Source organism: Amycolatopsis sp. TRM77291 (assembly GCF_054166285.1).
This window is the reverse complement of the sequence record NZ_JBSZHF010000001.1, coordinates 2,712,781-2,731,095: the sequence shown is the minus strand read 5'-3', so window position 1 is coordinate 2,731,095 and position 18,315 is coordinate 2,712,781. Positions and strand designations below refer to the sequence as shown.

At 70.2% G+C, this 18,315-nt stretch carries 19 protein-coding genes; 14 read left to right on the top strand and 5 right to left on the bottom strand.

The window, feature by feature from the left end; all coding sequences use genetic code 11:
* Positions 1 to 70: 70 nt before the first annotated feature.
* From ACXIZN_RS12895 to ACXIZN_RS12865, 7 genes are all read left to right on the top strand, one after another.
* Complete coding sequence (locus ACXIZN_RS12895; RefSeq protein WP_126732921.1) at positions 71 to 646, top strand: DUF3090 domain-containing protein; 576 nt, start codon at positions 71 to 73, stop codon at positions 644 to 646.
* 4 nt (positions 647 to 650) lie between these two features.
* Positions 651 to 1,433, top strand: a complete 783-nt coding sequence (locus ACXIZN_RS12890) for an SCO1664 family protein (RefSeq protein ID WP_457954577.1) — start codon at positions 651 to 653, stop codon at positions 1,431 to 1,433.
* Positions 1,418 to 2,311, top strand: a complete 894-nt coding sequence (locus ACXIZN_RS12885) for an aminoglycoside phosphotransferase family protein (protein WP_457954575.1) — start codon at positions 1,418 to 1,420, stop codon at positions 2,309 to 2,311. Before ACXIZN_RS12890 ends, ACXIZN_RS12885 begins: the two co-directional genes overlap by 16 nt.
* A gap of 50 nt (positions 2,312 to 2,361) precedes the next feature.
* A complete protein-coding gene (locus ACXIZN_RS12880; protein ID WP_457954573.1) occupies positions 2,362 to 3,177 on the top strand; it encodes a DUF3097 domain-containing protein in 816 nt (271 codons plus the stop codon).
* A gap of 95 nt (positions 3,178 to 3,272) precedes the next feature.
* Positions 3,273 to 3,704, top strand: coding sequence for an NfeD family protein (locus tag ACXIZN_RS12875; RefSeq protein ID WP_457954572.1), 432 nt, complete (start codon positions 3,273 to 3,275; stop codon positions 3,702 to 3,704).
* Positions 3,705 to 3,763: 59 nt separating this feature from the next.
* Positions 3,764 to 5,110 (top strand): SPFH domain-containing protein, encoded by a 1,347-nt coding sequence (locus ACXIZN_RS12870; protein WP_457960505.1) that lies wholly within the window; start codon positions 3,764 to 3,766, stop codon positions 5,108 to 5,110.
* A 110-nt stretch (positions 5,111 to 5,220) separates the two neighbouring features.
* Complete coding sequence (locus tag ACXIZN_RS12865; RefSeq protein WP_457954571.1) at positions 5,221 to 5,703, top strand: pyridoxamine 5'-phosphate oxidase family protein; 483 nt, start codon at positions 5,221 to 5,223, stop codon at positions 5,701 to 5,703.
* Here the strand turns inward: ACXIZN_RS12865 and ACXIZN_RS12860 are convergent.
* From ACXIZN_RS12860 to ACXIZN_RS12850, 3 genes are read right to left on the bottom strand one after another with little or no spacing between them, the layout of a single operon-like run.
* Positions 5,693 to 6,067: a MerR family transcriptional regulator gene (locus tag ACXIZN_RS12860; protein WP_457954570.1), complete on the bottom strand. Its 375-nt coding sequence runs from the start codon at positions 6,065 to 6,067 to the stop codon at positions 5,693 to 5,695. The genes ACXIZN_RS12865 and ACXIZN_RS12860 overlap by 11 nt on opposite strands.
* Complete coding sequence (locus ACXIZN_RS12855) at positions 6,064 to 7,506, bottom strand: DHA2 family efflux MFS transporter permease subunit (RefSeq protein WP_457954569.1); 1,443 nt, start codon at positions 7,504 to 7,506, stop codon at positions 6,064 to 6,066. The genes ACXIZN_RS12860 and ACXIZN_RS12855 overlap by 4 nt, the downstream gene beginning before the upstream one ends.
* Complete coding sequence (locus ACXIZN_RS12850; RefSeq protein WP_457954567.1) at positions 7,503 to 8,087, bottom strand: NADPH-dependent FMN reductase; 585 nt, start codon at positions 8,085 to 8,087, stop codon at positions 7,503 to 7,505. The genes ACXIZN_RS12855 and ACXIZN_RS12850 overlap by 4 nt, the downstream gene beginning before the upstream one ends.
* 131 nt (positions 8,088 to 8,218) lie before the next feature.
* Here ACXIZN_RS12850 and ACXIZN_RS12845 point away from each other — a divergent pair, with 131 nt between their 5' ends.
* From ACXIZN_RS12845 to ACXIZN_RS12830, 4 genes are read left to right on the top strand one after another with little or no spacing between them, the layout of a single operon-like run.
* Positions 8,219 to 8,605 (top strand): VOC family protein, encoded by a 387-nt coding sequence (locus tag ACXIZN_RS12845; protein ID WP_457954566.1) that lies wholly within the window; start codon positions 8,219 to 8,221, stop codon positions 8,603 to 8,605.
* The gene (locus ACXIZN_RS12840; protein ID WP_257486959.1) at positions 8,605 to 8,922 is read left to right on the top strand and encodes a metalloregulator ArsR/SmtB family transcription factor; all 318 of its coding nucleotides are present in this window, start codon (positions 8,605 to 8,607) and stop codon (positions 8,920 to 8,922) included. The genes ACXIZN_RS12845 and ACXIZN_RS12840 overlap by 1 nt, the downstream gene beginning before the upstream one ends.
* The gene (locus ACXIZN_RS12835) at positions 8,844 to 9,356 is read left to right on the top strand and encodes an SRPBCC family protein (protein ID WP_457960503.1); all 513 of its coding nucleotides are present in this window, start codon (positions 8,844 to 8,846) and stop codon (positions 9,354 to 9,356) included. Before ACXIZN_RS12840 ends, ACXIZN_RS12835 begins: the two co-directional genes overlap by 79 nt.
* A gap of 30 nt (positions 9,357 to 9,386) precedes the next feature.
* The gene (locus ACXIZN_RS12830; RefSeq protein WP_457954564.1) at positions 9,387 to 9,959 is read left to right on the top strand and encodes a TetR/AcrR family transcriptional regulator; all 573 of its coding nucleotides are present in this window, start codon (positions 9,387 to 9,389) and stop codon (positions 9,957 to 9,959) included.
* On the opposite strand, the gene ACXIZN_RS12825 is transcribed toward ACXIZN_RS12830, so the two are convergent.
* Together ACXIZN_RS12825 and ACXIZN_RS12820 are read right to left on the bottom strand one after the other, a co-directional pair.
* Entirely contained in the window at positions 9,950 to 10,708 is a 759-nt protein-coding gene (locus ACXIZN_RS12825; RefSeq protein ID WP_457954563.1) for an SGNH/GDSL hydrolase family protein, read from the bottom strand. The genes ACXIZN_RS12830 and ACXIZN_RS12825 overlap by 10 nt on opposite strands.
* Before the next feature lie 47 nt (positions 10,709 to 10,755).
* Positions 10,756 to 12,246 carry an alpha/beta hydrolase gene (locus tag ACXIZN_RS12820; RefSeq protein WP_457954562.1) on the bottom strand — a complete coding sequence of 497 codons (1,491 nt, stop codon included), beginning with the start codon at positions 12,244 to 12,246 and terminating at the stop codon, positions 10,756 to 10,758.
* Positions 12,247 to 12,358: 112 nt separating this feature from the next.
* Here ACXIZN_RS12820 and ACXIZN_RS12815 point away from each other — a divergent pair, with 112 nt between their 5' ends.
* The 3 genes from ACXIZN_RS12815 to ACXIZN_RS12805 all read left to right on the top strand — a co-directional run bounded on the left by ACXIZN_RS12815 (position 12,359) and on the right by ACXIZN_RS12805 (position 18,184).
* Positions 12,359 to 13,081 (top strand): helix-turn-helix domain-containing protein, encoded by a 723-nt coding sequence (locus ACXIZN_RS12815; protein ID WP_457954561.1) that lies wholly within the window; start codon positions 12,359 to 12,361, stop codon positions 13,079 to 13,081.
* Positions 13,082 to 13,083: 2 nt separating this feature from the next.
* The gene (locus ACXIZN_RS12810; RefSeq protein ID WP_457954560.1) at positions 13,084 to 13,746 is read left to right on the top strand and encodes a hypothetical protein; all 663 of its coding nucleotides are present in this window, start codon (positions 13,084 to 13,086) and stop codon (positions 13,744 to 13,746) included.
* Positions 13,747 to 13,825: 79 nt separating this feature from the next.
* Positions 13,826 to 18,184 (top strand): HAD-IC family P-type ATPase, encoded by a 4,359-nt coding sequence (locus tag ACXIZN_RS12805; protein ID WP_457954558.1) that lies wholly within the window; start codon positions 13,826 to 13,828, stop codon positions 18,182 to 18,184.
* Positions 18,185 to 18,315 lie beyond the last annotated feature (131 nt).

The window sequence follows — 18,315 nt, the reverse complement described above, 5'->3', positions numbered from 1 at the left end:
TTTCGCCCTGGGCTTAACCTTGGGGCGGCGGATGCCGATCATGGGGCCGTGGCCTAGGGTCAAAGGTGCCATGTCTCGCGTAATCCACGTCTTCCGCCAGCCCGACCGGTTCGTCGCAGGAACCGTCGGTGAGCCCGGCGACCGCACGTTCTACCTCCAGGCGTCCGAGGACGTCCGCACGATCAGTGTGACGATCGAAAAACAGCAGGTGGTGGTGCTGGCCGAGAGGCTCAGCTCGCTGCTGGAAGAGGTCGCCAGCCGGTTCGGCGCGGACGTACCGGACGACGCGCCCGACGAGCTGCTCGACGTCGATCCCCTGACCGTTCCGGTCGAGGAGGAGTTCCGCGTCGGCACGATGGGGCTCGGCTGGGACGCCGAAAGCAGTGCCGTCGTCATCGAGCTGCTCGCGATGACGGAGGGCGAGGTGGACGAAACGGTCGTTCTGGACGACACCGAAGAAGGGCCGGACGCCGTGCGCGTCTTCCTGAGCCCTGGCGCGGCGCGCGCGTTCGCGGAGCGGGCGGACCGGGTGGTCAACGCCGGCCGCAAGCCGTGCCCGCTGTGCGCGGAACCGCTCGACCCGGCGGGCCACATCTGCCCGCGCCAGAACGGGTACCGGCGCGACGTCGACGTCCTCGAGGACTGACGAGGTGGAGGAGTCTTCGCGGGAGCTGGTGACGCGCGGCAAGATCGACGTCGAAGGCAGGCTCGTCGACGCCTCCAACGTCACGCTGTTCTGCACGATCGAGCTCGACGGCGTCACCGGGAACGTCGTGTACAAGCCGGTTTCCGGTGAGCGGCCGTTGTGGGACTTCCCGGACGGGACGCTCGCGGGCCGCGAGGTCGCGACGGCCATGGTCGCCGACGCCTCCGGGCTCGGCGCGATCCCGCCGACGGTGCTGCGCGACGGGCCGTTCGGGCCGGGCATGGTGCAGCTGTGGATCGAGACCACCGACGAGGAACTCGTCGACGTCCGGTCACCGGAGAGCCTGCCGGAAGACTGGCGTGTCGTGCTGCACGCGCACGATCGCGACGGTGAGCCCGCGGTGCTCGCGCACGCGGACCGGCAGGGCATGCGGGAGCTGGCCGTGCTCGACATCGTGGTCAACAACACCGACCGCAAGGGTGGTCACGTGCTCGCCGGCGCCGACGGCCGGATCTACGGCGTGGATCACGGGATCTGCCTGCACACCGACCCGAAGCTGCGGACGGTGCTCTGGGGCTGGATCGGCGAGCGGCTGACCGACGCCGAGGTCGGCAAGCTCCGCGGTCTTCGCGAGAAGCTGGACGGAGAGCTCGGCGACGCGCTCGGCGAGCACCTCACCGGTTTCGAGATCCGCGCGCTGGCCGAGCGCACCGAGCTGCTTCTGGCGGAAGGGGTCTTCCCCGAGCCGGGCGACGACTGGCGTGCCATCCCGTGGCCGCTGTTCTGATCGACGACGAGGCGCGTGCGCGTCTGGTCCGGCGATTCGGCGAGGACGTCGCGACGTGGTGCGACGAGCTGCCCGCCCTCGTGGAGCGGCTGGCCGCGCGGTGGGGTCTCACCGTCGTCGGCGCCGAACCGGGCAACACCGGCCGGACCTTGATCTGTACCGGGGACGACGGACTGAAGAAGGTCCTCAAACTCACCCCGGATCACACGATCGCCGAATCGGAAGCCGCCGCGCTGCGGGCGTGGAACGGCTGCTCGCGGGTCGTGCAGGTGCTCGACGCGGAACTCACCGCCGGGGCGATCCTGCTGGAGGGCATCAGCCCGGGCACGCAGCTGCTGGACGTGGGGGCGAACGTCCCGTGGGCCGAGGTGGGTGACCTGCTGACCCAGATCCACTCGGTGGCCCCGCCGCCGGATTTCCCGCCGCTCGAAGACCGTGTCGTCTTCATGTACGAGCTCGCCGAGCGCGGGCTGCGCGGCTCGGTGGCCGAGGCCACGCTCTCGCTGGAGACCCTCGATCGTGCGCGGTTGCGGGCGCTCGAGCTCGCGACCAGCGGGGGAGGGAACGCGATCGTGCACGGGGACCTGCATCCGGGCAATGTCCTCGACGGCGGGCCCGGGCGGGGAGCGGTCGCGATCGACCCGCGTCCGAGCGTGGGCGACCCGTCGTTCGATCTGGCGGACTGGGTCACCTTGCCGATGCGCGACGGCGGAACTCTCGAAGACGGCTTCGATGCGATCGCCCCGCATTTGCCGGGTTTCGACGCCGGACGAGTGCGCGCGTGGTGTGTCGCGCTCGCGCCGCTGTTCGTGATGCGCCCGCTGGAGCGGGGCGAGCGGACTCCGTTCGTCGACGCGATGCTGCTCATGGCCTCCTGACCGGCGTGGCGGGAAGACGCCGGCCGCGAGCACCGATAGCGTCGGGCGCCGTGCGCTCCCATTCGTACGACGACGTGTTGTCCGGCCCGCGCAAGCGGAAGATCCCCGAGGTGCCCGCGGAGCCGGGGCTCGTGGTCGAAGACCCGGCCAGTGGCTACTGCGGTGCCGTTGTGAAGATCGAGTACGGCAACGTCGTCCTCGAAGACCGGCACGGCAAGCACCGCGTGTTCCCGCTGAATCCCGCGGGGTTCCTGCTCGAAGGCAAGCCGGTGACACTGGTGCCGGCGAAGGCCGCACCGAAAGCCCCGGCACGGCGGATCTCGGCGTCCGGGTCGGTCCAGGTCCAGGGGCTCAAGGCCCGGGTCGCCCGCGATTCGCGCATCTGGGTGGAGGGCAAGCACGACGCCGAACTGGTCGAACGTGTCTGGGGACACGACCTGCGAGTCGAAGGCGTGGTGGTGGAACCACTCGATGGGGTGGACGTGCTGTCCGGCCGCATCGACGAGTTCGGCACCGGGCCCGGCCGCCGCCTCGGCGTGCTGGTCGACCACCTGGTCGCGGGCAGCAAGGAGTCACGGATCGTCGACGCGATCCGTGACGAGAACGTGCTGATCACCGGCCATCCGTACATCGACATCTGGGAGGCCGTGAAGCCGTCGGTCGTCGGCATCCGTGCCTGGCCGAAGATCCCGCGCGGCACGGAGTGGAAAGAGGGCGTCTGCGACGCGCTCGGCTGGGGCGAGCCGTGGGAGGGCTGGCAGAGGATCCTGGCGGCGGTCGGCAGCTACCGGGATCTGGAAACGCCGCTGATCGGAGCGGTGGAGCGGCTGATCGACTTCGTCTCGGACCCGGGCGAAGAGTCCTGAATGCCCGGTTTGCGTGAGGTCACTCAAGGTCACGCGTCGGTCACGTCGGTTTCGCTTCTTCGGTATGAATCGGCGCGATCTGGGAGCATGAACGCATGACAGGCGCTCTCATCTGGCTGATCGCCGGCATCCTCTTGATCATCGCCGAGCTGCTCTCGGGTGATCTGTTCCTGCTCATGGTCGGCGTCGGAGCCCTGTTCGGGGCGGGCTCGGCCGCCCTGACCGGGAACCCCTTCATCGACGTCGCGGTGTTCGCCGTCGCCTCGGTCGGGATGCTCGTCCTCGTCCGGCCGACCCTCAAACGCCGGTTCCTCACGGGGCCGGACATCAAGACCAACACCGACGCGCTGATCGGCGCACGGGCGGTAGTAGTGTCCACAGTGGACGGCGATGCGGGCCAGGTGAAGCTGGCAGGCGACGTCTGGTCGGCACGAAGCATGACCGGCGGGGAACCGATCGCCCCGGGAACATCGGTGACGGTCGTCGAGATCTCGGGCGCCACGGCGGTCGTCTCGGCCGAGTTGTGAGCCGGACGGCCGCACCGCAACAGGGTTTCTACGTAAGGGGAAGGTAGTTGTCAGAGACAGTGGTGTTCATCGTCGTCGGACTGCTCGCGTTGTTCGTGGTCGTCGTCGTGGTCAAGGCGATCATGGTGGTGCCGCAGGCACAGTCCGCTGTGATCGAACGGCTGGGCCGGTTCCGGACGGTGGCTTCTCCCGGCCTGACGTTTCTGGTGCCCTTCCTGGACAAGGTCCGGGCGCGGATCGACCTCCGCGAGCAGGTCGTGTCGTTCCCGCCCCAGCCCGTGATCACCGAGGACAACCTGACCGTGTCCATCGACACGGTCGTGTACTTCCAGGTCACCGACTCGCGCGCCGCGGTCTACGAGATCTCGAACTACATCGTCGGTGTCGAGCAGCTGACCACCACGACCCTGCGTAACGTCGTCGGTGGCATGAGCCTCGAACAGACCCTGACCTCGCGTGACTCGATCAACAGCCAGCTGCGTGGCGTGCTCGACGAGGCCACCGGCCGCTGGGGCATCCGCGTCGCCCGGGTCGAGCTGAAGGCGATCGACCCGCCGCCCTCCATCCAGGATTCGATGGAGAAGCAGATGCGTGCCGACCGTGAGAAGCGCGCGATGATCCTGACCGCCGAAGGTCAGCGTGAATCCGCGATCAAGACCGCGGAAGGCCAGAAGCAGAGCCAGATCCTCGCGGCCGAAGGTGCCAAGCAGGCCGCGATCCTGAGCGCGGAGGCCGAGCGGCAGTCGCGGATCCTGCGCGCGCAGGGTGAGCGTGCCGCCCGGTACCTGCAGGCACAGGGGCAGGCGAAGGCGATCGAGAAGGTCTTCGCGGCGATCAAGGCCGGACGTCCCACGCCCGAGGTCTTGGCGTACCAGTACCTGCAGACCCTGCCGCAGCTGGCGCAGGGCGACGCGAACAAGGTCTGGATGATCCCGAGCGACTACGGCAAGGCCCTGGAGGGCTTCGCCCGCGCGCTCGGCGCTCCCGGCGACGACGGAGTGTTCCGCTACGAGCCGCCGAAGGAAGAGCCGGTCGAGAAGCCGGACCTGGAGGACGAAGAGGTTCAGGGCTGGTTCGACACCTCCAGCGACCCGAAGGTCGCCGAGGCCGTCGCGGCCGCGGAAGCCGTGGCGCGCAAGGAGGTTCCGGCGCTGGGTGTCGCGACGCCGCGGCAGGAGCCGCCCGCTCCGCGTCAGGTTCCGAAGGCTGCTCCGGCTCCCGAGCCGGAGGCCGCTCCGGAGCCGCCGCAGGCCCCGCCTGCCACTCGGTTGCCGCAGGCGCAGCCGCCCGCCGGTCCGCAGGGTGGCCCCTACCAGGGGCCGCCGTCGCAGGGGCCGGGTAACGGTCCGTTCCCGCAGCAGGGGCCGTTCGGTGGTCCGCAGGGTGGGCCGCCGCCGCAGCGCTGACTTGACTCCTCGAAAGTACATGAAGGCCCCCTTCCTTGCGCTGGACGTAAGGAAGGGGGCCTTCATGTACTTCTGGACCTTCACCGCGGTCGAGGTTGCAGGGTGGCGACATGGACCGATCGATCCTCGCGGTACGAGACTTCCTCGACGAGCCGCGCTTGCCCGCCAGCGTCGCCACCACCACCGGGCGCGGGAATCCGGCATTGGCGATGATGTGGTTCGTGGCCGAGGAGGGGCGGTTGTGGTTCCACACCCCGGTGCCCGACGGCCGCCCGTCGCCGTTCTTGACCGCGGCCCGCGACTATCGCGAGGTCGCTGTCATGGTCGCGACCTTCGACCCGCCTGACGACGTCCGCCAGGTCCGCATGACCGGTCCCGCGAGACTCGAAGTCAAAGATGTGGCCCGGATCCGACGCATCTATGAGCGCTACATTCCAGCCTGGTCGACGGACTGGGCGGATCATGCCGCGGCGCCCGGCGCGCGCCTGTGGTCCATGTCCCCTGACCGGGGTATGGCCGTGGCCTACCCCGGTCTCGAGAACCGTCCTGTCTTCCGCTGGTCGAGCGCGGCGGACGGACCGTTCAACTCCTGAGGAACTCGAGCGTCCGGTACTCGTCGACCACCGCGGCGAGCTCGGCGATACGAGCCTGCCCGGCGTCGATGAGCCGTTGGCCCGCCTGTGACCACAATTCGATATCGGAGGACATCGGCGGGATCCGGGCCAGGATCTCCGCGCTTTCGGCGAGGCTGAGCCCGACCCGTTGGGCGGCGACCGCGAGCCGGATGCGGCAGATGGCGTCGATCGTGAACCGGCGTGCGTTGCCCGTGGTCCGCTCCGCGGTGATGACGCGGTACCGCTCGTAGTACCGGACGGCGTTCGCCGAGACCCCGGCTTTGCTCGCGACCTCGCTGACGGTCAGCCGGGTATCGAGCTGGGGGAGTGTCGACGTCGTCATGCTGCGCTCCGTACCGTGGCGGGTTCCGTCGCAGGGGTGGGCCGTGTCCGCAACCTGACCACGAGGGCGAGCACCATGACCGCGAGGACTCCGACGAGTGTCAGGCGATACGCGTCGACGACCTCCCCGGTGAGCGCCGAACCCGGATCGCTCAGCGCGGCGAGACCCTGCCCGGCGGTGGCGGCCGCGATCAGGCCGGTGAACACCGCGCTCACCACCGCGGTGCCGACCGCGCTCGCGATGGTGCTGGCCAAGGGAAGGATCACCGAACCGGACGCGAGATCCGGCCCGCGCAGTTCGCGGCCCGCGCTCACGATGGTGGGCAGCATGATCGCTCCGGTGCCCGCTCCCTGGACCAGTCCCAAGATCCCCAGTACCAGGTATGGAGCGTCCGGCGTGAGGACGAGCGCAGTCAGGGCGGTCGAGACGATCGCCAGGCTCAGTCCCGTCCCGACGACGATCCTCGGGCCGAAGCGTTCCAGGACACGGGCGGCGAACTGGATGGTGAGGCCCATCCCGATCGCCCCCGGGACCATCATCAGCGCGCTGGTCATGGCCGAATCACCGCGCATCGCCTGAATGTAGGCGGGCATCAGCAGCATCGAGCCGAAGTACGGCGCGGCGTACAGGACGAGGATCGCGGTGTTACGGCCGAACGTCCGGTTACGCAGAAGCCGGACGTTCAGCAGCGGGGCGTGATGGCTCCACGACCTTCGGAGGAACACGGCCATGAGCACCAGCCCGGCGACGACGATGCCCGACCGGACGTCCATGCCGAGCGTCTCCTCGCTGAATCCGTACGCCACCGCGACCACACCGGGAACGAGCAGCAGGCCGCCGGCGAAATCGACCGGAGCGCGTTCCGCGGACGGGGTGTCCGCGGGCACCCAGCGAAGCACGCCCACGACGGCGAGCAGAGCGGGTGGAACGGTGATGAAGAACAGCGCCCGCCACGAAAGGCTGTCCAACAGGATCCCGCCGAGCACCGGACCGAGAATCGGCCCGATCAGCAAGGGAAGCCCGGTGATCGCGGTCATCCGGCTCCGGCGTTCCGGGGCCACCGCGCCGAAGCCGATGGTCATGCCCAAGGGGTTGATCAGGCCGCCGGCGAGGCCCTGTACCGCCCGTGCGGCGATCAGCCAGCCCAGATCGCCGGCCGCTCCGGCGGCCGCGGACGCCACCGCGAACACGAACAGCGCGGCCAGGTACACGCGGCGCGCTCCCCATCGTTGCGCGAAAGTAGCCGCGAGGGGCATCGCCGCGACCATGCCGAGTGCGTAGGCGGTCACGATCCACTGGATCGTGGTCAGCGATGCGGAGAAGGTCGTCATGAACCGCGGCAGTGCGACGGCGACGATCGTGGTGTCGAGAACGGCCATCAACCCGCCGAGCGCGACCACCGCCGCGATGCGGAGTTCTTGTGCGGTCAGGCGGTTCATGCCGCGTTCACCTGGTCCGCGACGCGTCCGGCGCGCAGGGTGCGGGCCCACCAGGTCAGTTCGGTCATCGTCGCGGCCAGTGCGCCGCGCTCGCCTTCGGTGCCCTCGTACCCGTTCGGCCCGAGACGGGTCCACGGCGCGTTCAGCAGGACCGCGTCGCGGATCGTGGTCGCGCGCAGCTCGGGGAAGATCAGCCGCAGCTGCTCGATCGCGCGGATGCCGCCCGAACCCGCGCCGTAACCGACGAATCCGACGGGCTTGTACGCCCATTCCGTGAAGTGCCAGTCGATCGCGTTCTTCAGCGCCGCCGGGAAGCTGTGGTTGTACTCCGGGGTGACGACGAGGTAGGCGTCGGCCGCGTGCAGCTTGTCACTGATCGCCGTCCGGGTGCCGCCGGGGCGCGTGCCCTGCAGCGGGAGATCGACGTCGGCGAGGTCGATCGGGTCGACCTCCAGGCCGTCGATCGCGGCGAGTTCGGACAGCAGCCAGCCGGTGATGGCGTCGGCGAACCGTTCGTGGCGGACACTGCCGATGATCACGGCGAGGCGGACGGGGGACTGGGTGGTGGTCTCTTCGCTCATGACGACGACGCTAAAAGTTCGTCCATAGGTGAACTCAAGCTCTTGCGTCCCTGGTCACGAACCCTAGACCTCTATTTAAGTCGAGGTTGTAGAGCTTGACATGTAGGAAATCTCCTACGTATGGTCTCGGCATGAACATCGACCGAATCCAGTTCCTCACCGTGCCGGTCTCCGACCAAGCGAAGGCACGGGACTTCTACGTCGGCAAGCTGGGTTTCGACCTGCTGGTCGACGTCAGCGGCCCGCACGGCCCGTTCGTCATGGTCGGCCCCAAGGGGGCGGACACCGGGGTCGTCCTCGTGGACCGCGCTGTCGGCGACCTGGACCCCGACACCCGTGTGCACTTCCAGTTGAGCACGACCGACGTCGATGCCGACATCGCCGAGCTCCGCGCCCAGGGCGTCGAGGTCGGGGACGCGGAGGAGATGCCGTGGGGCCGCGTGACCTCCCTGAAGGATCCCGACGGCAACGCGATGGGCCTGCTCGAACCCTCGGGTTACGGGAACTGGCCGCGCTAGTGCCGGTCAACGACGACGTCTTCGCCGCGCTCGCCAACCCGGCCCGCCGCGAGGTTCTCGGCATCCTTCTCGACGGCCCGCGGGCGGCGGGGGAGATCGCCGAACGGTTCGACATGCGGCGGCCGAGCCTGTCGGAACACCTTCGGGTGCTGCGTGAAGCCGGGCTCGTCCGGGAAGAGCGGCAGGGCCGAAATCGCGTCTACTCTCTTGAGGCCGCGCCGCTGCGAGTGGTCTCCGACTGGCTTTCGCCGTACGAGCGGTACTGGCGCGGCAAACTGGGCGACCTGCGCGACCTGCTGGACGAGGAGGACTTCTGAACGACGAGGATCCGGCGGTCGTTCACGTCGACCAGTTCCTGGCGCATCCGCCGCGCAAGGTGTGGCGCGCGCTGACCGAACCACAGCTGCTGGAACGCTGGCTTCGGATGCCGAACGATATCAAACCCGTTGTGGGGCACCGGTTCCAGTTGCTCGCCGACCCGGTCCCGGCCGCCGGTTTCGCGGGCGGCCCGGTCGACTGCGAGGTGCTGGCCGTGGAGCCGGAGCGGTTGCTCAGGATCAGCTGGGGTCCGAAGTGGACGGTCACGTGGCGGCTCGAACCGGAGGGCCGTGGGACGCGGCTGTTCCTCCGTCACGAGGGCTTCGACCCCGACGACGAGTTCGAGCGGATGTCACGCCGGATCATGGGCGGCGGCTGGGGCACCGGAGTCCCGAAGGCGCTGGCGCGCGTATTGGACGAGATACCGGGCTAACCTCTCGACAACGGGTCTAGGATCCCCGCTGTGACGGACGAGAAACCGCTCCGAGCCGATGCCCGCCGTAACCGCACGCGGGTGTTGGAGGCCGCGGAGCGCGTCTTCACGGCCAAAGGCACCAGTGCGCCGACCGAAGAAGTCGCCCGCGAAGCAGGCGTCGGGGTCGGCACCGTGTTCCGCCACTTTCCGACGAAAGAAGCGCTCCTCGAGGCAGTGCTCTTCGCGCGTCTGCACCGCTTCGTCGACGAAGCCGAGGCCACGGTGGCCGTCGAGTCGCCCGACCCCGGCGCCACGTTCTTCGGATTCCTGACCGGCTGGATCGAGATGGCGGGCGCCAAGAACGCCTACTTCGAAGCACTGTCGGCGGCCGGGGTCACCGTGCCGTCGGCCGGGTCGGTCATCGGCGTCCGCCTGAAGGACGCGCTAGGCGTACTGCTCGGCAGGGCGCAGGACACCGGCGACGTCCGCAAGGACATCGGTGTCGACGAACTGATCGCGGTGATCATCGGAACGGCGAAGGCGGCGGAGCATGCCGGGCCCGAGTTCCGGGCCCGGACGGTCTGCGTCCTCTTCGACGGGCTTCGGCCGCGTCAGGCGTAGGGCTCCATCGCCGGCCGCTTCGGCGCGAGCGTGTCGCCCGAGGATTCCCCGCGCAGCCTACGTTTGATCCACGGGACAGCGTGTTCCTTGCCCCATTGGAGGTTCTCGGTGCGCCGCGCCTGCGGGCTAAGCAGCGGTCGCGGGCCGAGTTCGGCGGGCGTCAGCTTGTGCGGTTCGCCGAGGGCGTCGAGGACGGCGATGGCGATCTCGTTGTGTCCCAACGAGTTCAGGTGCAAGCGGTCGGGAGCCCACAGCCGCCTGTCGCGCAGCTGCCGCATCGCCCACATGTCCACCAGCAGCGCCCCGTGCCGGGCCGCGATGCCGCGGACGTGTTCGTTGTAGATCGCGACGCGGCCCCGGATCCTGCGGAACAACGCGTCTTCGACCCCGTCGACCCCCGTGAACAGGACGACCCGCGCGCCGGTGGCCACGACCTTGCCGACGGCGACGTCGTAGTCGTCGATGAGGGCGTCGATGTCGACCTTCGGCCGCATCAGGTCGTTGCCGCCGGCGTACAGCGTCACGAGATCCGGGTTCAGCGCGAGCGCCGGATCGAGCTGCTCGGCGATGACCTGCCCGAGGAGCTTGCCGCGGATCGCGAGGTTGGCGTAACGGAAGTCCTGGTGGTTGGCCGCGAGGGTGCCCGCGACGCGATCGGCCCAGCCGCGGACGCCGTTGGGCGACGACGGGTCTTCGTCGCCGACACCCTCGGTGAAGGAATCCCCGAGACTGACTAAGCGCTTGCTCATACCCGGATGTTACCCAGGCGAACGCGGCAGGCCGATTCAGCCCCTGCTCAGGAGCAGAACACGTCGCGCTTCGGCAGCTTCCCGGACAACAGGAAGCTCGTCGTCGTGTTCAGCGCGCAGGCGTTGCCGCCGAGGACGTACACGCCATGACCACTGGCGTCCACGGTCACCAGCCGAGACCGAGCACCGAACTTCTCGTCGAGCAGCTGCCCGCCCCGCAGCGGGGTCGCGGGGTCTCGCCGGTTCTGGACGACCAGCACGTTCTCCAGCCCTTTGTCCTTGACCGCAACCGGAGGCTCGGCCGGCGCGTAAGGCCAGAACGCGCACGGGATGACGTTCGCTCCCGCGGCGCCGAAGAGCGGGTACCGCTCGCGGTCTTCGGCCACGCCACGCTGATAGGTGCGCACGTCCGAGGGCCAAGCGACGTCGTTGCACGTCACCGCGAGGAACACCGACCACGCGTTGTCCGTCGGCGCCGGCGTGGCAGCCAGTGCCAGGCGCTTCGCTTCGGCCGCGGCGCCTTCCGCCGCCACCTTGTCGCCGTCACGGACCGACTGCCACCACTGTGCCGTCTGCCCGTACCGCGTCTTCCCGTAAAGCCCCGCGAAGGTGGCCAGCCGGAACAAACGGCCGTCGAGGCCGTTCACCGCGGTCTTGTCGAGCTTCTCCGCGAGCTCGAAGTACGTCCTGCGCACTTCGGCGGCGGTTCGGCCGAGGCCGTAGGACTCGTGCCGTGCCGCCGCCCACTTCGCGAAGTCGGGGAAGGTCTCTTCGGCGCCGAGCCCGAACCGGCGGAGCCCGTCACGGTTGAGATGGGTGTCGCCGATGTTGCTGTCGAGCACCACCCGGTCGGACCTCTCCGGGAACATCGACGCGTACGCCGCACCGAGCGCGGAGCCGTACGAATACCCCAGGAAATTGGTCTTCTCCTCGCCGAGCGCGGCCCGGAGCCGGTCGAGGTCCCTCGCCATGTTCGCCGTCGAAACGTGCCGCAGCCTGCCGTCCTTGTCGTTCGCGGCACATTGGGCGGCCACCCCCTTCGCGATCTTCGCCTGTTCGGCGACGGCCGCTTCGTCCACCGCGTATGGCGGGATGTTGCCCATGTACTCCTGATCCGCCGTGAATCCGCAGCTCACCGGAGCCGAGTGCACGATGCCTCTGGTGTCCATGCCGATCACGTCGTAGGCGTCCAGGACGCTCGCGGGCAGGCCGTGCGAGGCCAGATCCGCGGGGAACGACAGCCCGGGCCCACCCGGACCGCCCGGGTTCAGCATGAGCACGCCCCGCCGCGCCGCGGGGTTCTTGCTGGCCAGGCGGGAGATCATGATGTCGATCTGCTCGCCCTCCGGCCTCCGGTAATCCAGTGGCACCGGCACGGTGGCGCACCGCAGCACGATGTCCGCGGGCACCGCCACGTCCGCGGGACACGCGGCCCAGGCCAGGCCCGGTGCGGGTTCGGCCGCTCTGGCGGGCGCCGTGCACAGCGGCGCGGTGAGGCCGAGGATCACCGCCAGTCCCACAAGTCGTTTCCGTCTCATCGTCTCTCCCCGATCTTGGTGTGATCACCGACGGACGTATTCGAGACCGTGCCCTCGGGGCACGGTCAAGCCGCTTGACTGTGCCCTTGGGGCACGGTGTCCAATGCGGGAGATGTCCTGGAGCACACGGGAGCTGGCGGAACTGGCCGGCACGACGCTGAAGACCGTCCGCTACTACCACCGGATCGGGTTGCTCGACGAGCCCGAACGGGCGCACAACGGCTACAAGCGGTACCGGGTCGAGCATTTGATCCGGTTGCTGCGGATCCGGCGCCTGGTGGACCTGGGGGTGCCGCTCTCCGAAATCCCGGCGATGGCGGGCTCGGACGAGCACACGGAGCAGACGCTGCGCGCACTGGACGAGGAACTGCGGGCGAGTATCGAGCGGCAGCAGCGGATGCGCGACGAACTCGCCCTGATCCTGCGCCGTCGTAGCCTGGTGGACCTGCCACCCGGCTACGACGGCAACGTCGAGGGAATGCCGGAGGAGGAACGCTCGCTGATGATGATCTTTTCGACCGTGCTGGACCCGGCCACGATGGCTACGCTGCACTCGCTCCAGCCGGCGTCCCGGCCCGTCGTCCAGACCGAGTTCGACGAGTTGCCCGCGGACGCCGACGACGCGACGCGACAGCGCATCGCCGAGGCTCTCGCGCCGATCGCCCGCGAGCAGTACGAAGCCCGGCCCGGATTGCTGGACGCGAAGACGTGGAAGGCCCTCACCAAACCAGTCGTCCTCCACGGCGTGGCCGATCTGTACAACCCGGCGCAGCTGGACGTCCTGCAGCGCGTGAACGCCATGCTCGACCTCAACCCACCGGAAGCGACGTCCTGACCATGGTCAAGAAACTCACCCGACGGTGGCAGCTCTCCAGGGTCAGGTCCGGGGACGGATCCGCGCTGGCCGAGTACCGCCGATGGCAGCTCTTCTCCCGTTCGCTGTTCTTCCTCGATCTCGAAGCACACGTCTACGCGGTCGACGTCCGCTACCTCGCCGACGCCAAAACCCGGAAACAGCACGAAGACGCGGCCGGGAAAAGCCCCGCCGCGCTGTACCGGGACGGTGTCCAGCTCTTCCGGTCCAACCTTCCCGCGGCGTTCCCCGTGCCGGGAGGGGTCATCGAGGTGGCGACCAGCGCGGTCGGACTGAAACGCATGCACTTCGTCGCCGACCACGGCGGCGAGCGAGCTCTGCGCCCTCACCCTCGCTCGCAGGAAGGATTGCGGGCGAGCTTCGGACGGCGGTTTCCCCGTACCAGCGCCACCATCGGCGTGGTCTCGCTCGTGATCCTCCTGATCGCGCTCGTCGTCGGCCTGCTCCAGGGCGCGGAGGCCGTCACGAAGATCCCCGTCGTCGCCGGACACGTCGGTACGTTCACGTCGCCGGTGCTGCTGCCCTCCTGGGCGAAGATCACCCTCGCGGTGGCGGGATTCGTGTCCGCCCTCGAACGCGCGCTGAGGCTCCGGTACAACCGGTTGATCGACTCCGTCACCTCTTGAGGCGGAAAGGGGATTCGACGCTCCGGCGCGCGGGTACTCGGTGAGATCAACAAGGCACCGAGCGCGAGGAGGATGCCGCATGCGGCGGACGGACCTGGAGACCGTGGACGTGCTGGGTGTCGCCTTCCCCAAACCGTCGCGGACGCTGGGGCGGGTCGCCCGAGGGCTGGCCGGCCTGGCCCTCCTGCCGCTGGAAGGAATCCCGGGACGCGGACCGCGGCGGGCGGTCTGGTCGTGTCCCGGGAGGCTCTACGTCGAGATGCACGGCGTGAAAGGACCGGACGGCGCCCGCGTCGCCCGGCGGGTCGAGCGGGCCTTGGCGGAGATCCCCGGCGTGCGGTGGGCGCAGGTGAACGCGCCGACGTCCCGGGTGGTCGTGGCGGTCGAAGACCCGGGCCCGCGGCGTCTGGAGCTGATCCGCGCGGTCGAACGCGCGGAGGCGGAGCCCGCTTCCGAAGCCGAGCGGGTCGAGGAAGACGAACTGCACCATCCGGCGGACGGCACCACGGCGACCCGGCTGCCGTCCACACTCGCCGCCGACGCCGCGGGACTGATGCTGTCGGTGGTTTCGAAGATCATGCCGTGGGCACCGCTGCCGACGGAGGCCGCGGCACTGGCGTCACTCGTCGACCTGCACCCGCGGTTGCGCGACCTGGCGGACCGGAAACTACGCGGCCGGGAGAGGGCGGATTCGGCGACCTCCATCGGTGCGGCGCTGGTCCACGGTCTCGCGGCCCGCAGCGAGGGAACGGTCCTGGACATCATGCTCCGCGGCACCCAATGGCGGGAGGCCAAGGCGCACCAGCGGGCCTGGTGCGAGGCCGAAGCCAAGCTGGTCGGGCAGCGCGAGCACGCCGGCGCCGACTCCGTGGTGAGCGAACGGCTGTGGCCGCTTCCGGAAAGCGCCGCCGACCGGCACGCGCGCCGGTCCATCGCCGCCGGGGCCGCGGCCGCCGCGGCGGCCCTGCCGTTCGTCGGGCCGCGACGCGCCGCCGCGGTCGGGATCTCCGCGCTGCCCAAGGCCCCGTCCCATGGCGCGGCCGCGTTTTCCGCCCAGCTGGGCCAAGTTCTCGCCAGGCGCGGTGCACTGGTGATGGACCGGTCCGCGCTGCGCGGGCTCGACCTGCTCGACACGATCGTCATCGACACCACGGCGCTCGGCGCGGGCGCGAACGTCCTCAGCGATCTGGTCCCCTTGTCCGATGGTGACCAGGTGGACCTGACGGCCGCCGCCTTCGCCTTGTTCGACCCGGAGAAACCCGAGGTGGTCCGGCGGGACGGCGAATGGACGCTCGGCCCGCTCGACGAGCTGGACGTCACCGGTTTCCCCGACCGGCAGCGGATGCTGGACCAGGGCGCCCACCTGGTGCTGGGGCTGGTCCGTGACGGGCGGCCGGCGGGGCTGCTCGCCGTCGCGCAGGAGCGCTCGCCCGACGTCGACGCGTTGGCTTCCGCGGCCGAGGCCGCCGGCCTCCGAGTGGTCCAGACCGATGGTGGGGTGGAGTTCGACGCCGTCCGCGAACTCCAGGCGTGCGGACGCGTGGTCATGCTGGTCTCCGACGATCGCCGGGCGCTGGGGGCATCGGACTGCGGAGTCGGCGTGCACGAGGACGGGACGCCGCCGCCGTGGGGCGCACATGTGCTGATCGGCCGCGACATCGGCACGGCCGTCCTGCTCGTCGAGGCGATCACCGCCGCGAGGGCGGTCGTCCGCGATTCGACGATGCTCGCGACCGCGGCCAGCGGTATCGGCGGCGTGACCGCGCTCGGCGCCCGGCGCAGGCCCGCCGCGAGCGGCCTTCGCGCGGTGAACGCCGGGGCGCTCATGGCTTTCGGTGACGGGGTCTGGCGTGCTCGCACCCTCACCGGCGAGCGGAAGGCGCCCTCCTCGGGCCGCGTCGCGCCACCGTGGCATCTGATGCCCGCGGACGTCGTGCTCGACCGGCTCGGCTCGGGTCGTAGTGGCCTGGACGAGCGCGAGGCCCGACGACGGGCGCCGGCCGATCGTGCGGGCGGCGACGGCAACGCCGGCACGAGCATCGCGAAGGCGTTCATGGCCGAGCTGGCCAATCCGCTCACCCCGGTGCTGGCCGGTGGCGCGGCGGTTTCGGCCGCGGTGGGCTCGCCGGTCGACGCCGCGCTGGTCGCCGGGATCGTCGGAGTGTCCGCGTTGATCGGCAGCGTGCAGCAGGTGCACACCGACCGAGCGCTGGCCGGGCTCTTCGAACGGTCCGCGACGGTGACCACCGTCGTGCGCGACGGTGCCGAGCGGCAGATCGTCGCCGAATCGCTGGTGCGGGGCGACGTCGTGTCGCTGCGGTCCGGCGACGTCGTGCCGGCGGACTGCCGGGTGCTCGACGCGACCGGCGCGGAACTCGACGAGTCCTCGCTGACCGGCGAGTCGTTGCCGGTGCCGAAGGTCCCGGCGCCGGTCGTGGCGGCGGAGCTCGCCGAGCGGACGTCGATGCTGTACGAGGGCACCACGGTCGCCGCGGGAAAGGTGACCGCCGTCGTCGTGGCGACGGGAGACGAGACCGAGGTCGGGCGGGGGATGGCCGCCGCACGAGGTGCCGCCCCCGAGACCGGCGTCGAAGCGCGGCTCGCGTCGCTCACCAAGCAGGCCTTGCCGGTGGCGGTCGGCTCGGCGGCCGCCGTCGCGGGCGCCGGGCTCATCCGCGGCGTGCCGCTGCGGCAAAGCGTCGGGGCGGCGGTGAACCTCGCGGTCGCGTCGGTGCCGGAAGGCCTGCCGTTCCTGGTGAACGCGGCCCAGCTGGCGGCCGCCCGGCGACTCGCCGAAAACGGCGCGCTCGTCCGTAATCCGCGCACCATCGAAGCGCTCGGGCGGGTCGACGTCCTCTGTTTCGACAAGACCGGCACCCTCACCGAAGGCAAGCTCAGCGTCAACCGGATCGACGACGGCACGACCACCGCCTCGGTGAGCCGGCTGCGGAAGAGCCATCGGGCGGTGCTGGCCGCGGCCGTCCGCGCGACGCCCCGGGCCGAGAACCCCGAGGAACTGCCGCATCACACGGATCAAGCCGTTCTCGAGGGCGGCCTCACCGCGGGTGTGGACGCCGGCGGCTGGCAGAAGACCGGCGCGGTCCCGTTCGAGCCGTCGCGGGGATTCCACGCGACCAACGGGAAACTCGGCGAACGGCACGTGGTGTGCGTCAAGGGAGCGCCGGAGACCGTCCTTCCCCGATGCACCCGGCATGGCGACCGGCCGATGGGCACGGGTGCCCGCGGCAGGCTGGAGAAGCGGGCCGGGCGCCTGGCGGCGGCCGGGCACCGCGTCCTCGCCGTCGCGGAACGCCCTGTGTCCACAAAGGACCTCTCGGAGGACGACGTCACCGATCTCCGGTTCCTCGGCTTCGTCGCGCTGGCGGATCCGGTGCGTGACAGTGCCGCCCCCGCGGCGGATCGGTTGCGCGAGGCCGGAGTGCGCACGGTGATGATCACCGGCGATCATCCGGCCACCGGCGAGGCCGTCTCGGAGGAGATCACCGGGCGCAACGGCGACACCAAGGTGCTCACCGGCGCGCGGATCGAGGAACTCGGTGACGAAGAGCTCGATCGGGAACTCGCCGACGTCGACGTGATCGCCCGGTGCAGCCCGGCGCAGAAGGTGCGGATCATCCAGGCCTACCAGCGCGGCGGCCGGGTCGTCGCGATGACCGGCGACGGTGCGAACGACGCGCCCGCCATCCGGCTCGCCGACGTCGGGATCGCGCTCGGGCAGCGGGGTACGGCCGCGGCGAGGGCGGCCGCGGACCTCGTGGTGACCGACGACCGGCTGGAGACGATCGTCGCCGCGCTGGTGGAAGGCCGGGCGATGTGGGCGTCGGTCCGCGAGGCGCTCGGCATCCTGCTCGGCGGGAACCTGGGGGAGATCGCCTTCACCGTGCTCGGCTCGGTCGTCACAGGACGTTCACCGCTCACCGCCCGCCAGCTGCTGCTGATGAACCTCCTCACCGACCTCGCGCCCGCGCTGGCGATCGCGTTGAGCAGGCCGGACAGCGAGTCCGTGCCGGAGTTGCTGCGGGAGGGGCCCAGCGCGTCGCTCGGCAACGCGCTGCGGCGAGACATCACCACGCGCGCGGTGACCACGACACTCGGGGCGTCCACGGCGTGGACTCTCGCGCGGATGACCGGCAGGCGACGTCGGGCGAGCACGATCGCGCTCGTCTCTCTGATCGGAACCCAGCTCGGGCAGACGCTGGCCGTCGGCGGCCGGGACAGGACCGTCCTCGCCGCGGGCCTTGGCTCCGCCGCCCTGCTGGCGATACTGGTCCAGACCCCTGGGATCAGCCAGTTCTTCGGGTGCACGCCGCTCGGGCCGGTCGGCTGGGGGATCGCCCTCGGCAGCGCGAGTGCGGCGAGCGTCGGCGGTCTCCTGCTCGGGCAGCGAGGCGTCGAGCCTTCGCTCGAACACGCGTGATCGGAGCCGTAACTCGCGTGCTTGAAGGCGTAACTCGCTGATCCGGCCCGAGACACGCGAGTTACGGCTCCAATCACGCGAGTTACGGCTCTGCGCACGCGTGATCCGGCTTCTGGCACATCTGCCGGCGT

What these genes read in the sequence shown, in the direction of transcription:
- ACXIZN_RS12895 (WP_126732921.1), top strand. Translation starts at nt 71, where the DNA reads ATGTCTCGCGTAATCCACGTCTTCCGCCAGCCCGACCGGTTCGTCGCA.
- ACXIZN_RS12875 (WP_457954572.1), top strand. Translation starts at nt 3,273, where the DNA reads ATGACAGGCGCTCTCATCTGGCTGATCGCCGGCATCCTCTTGATCATC.
- ACXIZN_RS12865 (WP_457954571.1), top strand. Translation starts at nt 5,221, where the DNA reads ATGGACCGATCGATCCTCGCGGTACGAGACTTCCTCGACGAGCCGCGC.
- ACXIZN_RS12860 (WP_457954570.1), bottom strand. Translation starts at nt 6,067, where the DNA reads ATGACGACGTCGACACTCCCCCAGCTCGATACCCGGCTGACCGTCAGC.
- ACXIZN_RS12855 (WP_457954569.1), bottom strand. Translation starts at nt 7,506, where the DNA reads ATGAACCGCCTGACCGCACAAGAACTCCGCATCGCGGCGGTGGTCGCG.
- ACXIZN_RS12850 (WP_457954567.1), bottom strand. Translation starts at nt 8,087, where the DNA reads ATGAGCGAAGAGACCACCACCCAGTCCCCCGTCCGCCTCGCCGTGATC.
- ACXIZN_RS12845 (WP_457954566.1), top strand. Translation starts at nt 8,219, where the DNA reads ATGAACATCGACCGAATCCAGTTCCTCACCGTGCCGGTCTCCGACCAA.
- ACXIZN_RS12825 (WP_457954563.1), bottom strand. Translation starts at nt 10,708, where the DNA reads ATGAGCAAGCGCTTAGTCAGTCTCGGGGATTCCTTCACCGAGGGTGTC.
- ACXIZN_RS12820 (WP_457954562.1), bottom strand. Translation starts at nt 12,246, where the DNA reads ATGAGACGGAAACGACTTGTGGGACTGGCGGTGATCCTCGGCCTCACC.
- ACXIZN_RS12815 (WP_457954561.1), top strand. Translation starts at nt 12,359, where the DNA reads ATGTCCTGGAGCACACGGGAGCTGGCGGAACTGGCCGGCACGACGCTG.
- ACXIZN_RS12810 (WP_457954560.1), top strand. Translation starts at nt 13,084, where the DNA reads ATGGTCAAGAAACTCACCCGACGGTGGCAGCTCTCCAGGGTCAGGTCC.
- ACXIZN_RS12805 (WP_457954558.1), top strand. Translation starts at nt 13,826, where the DNA reads ATGCGGCGGACGGACCTGGAGACCGTGGACGTGCTGGGTGTCGCCTTC.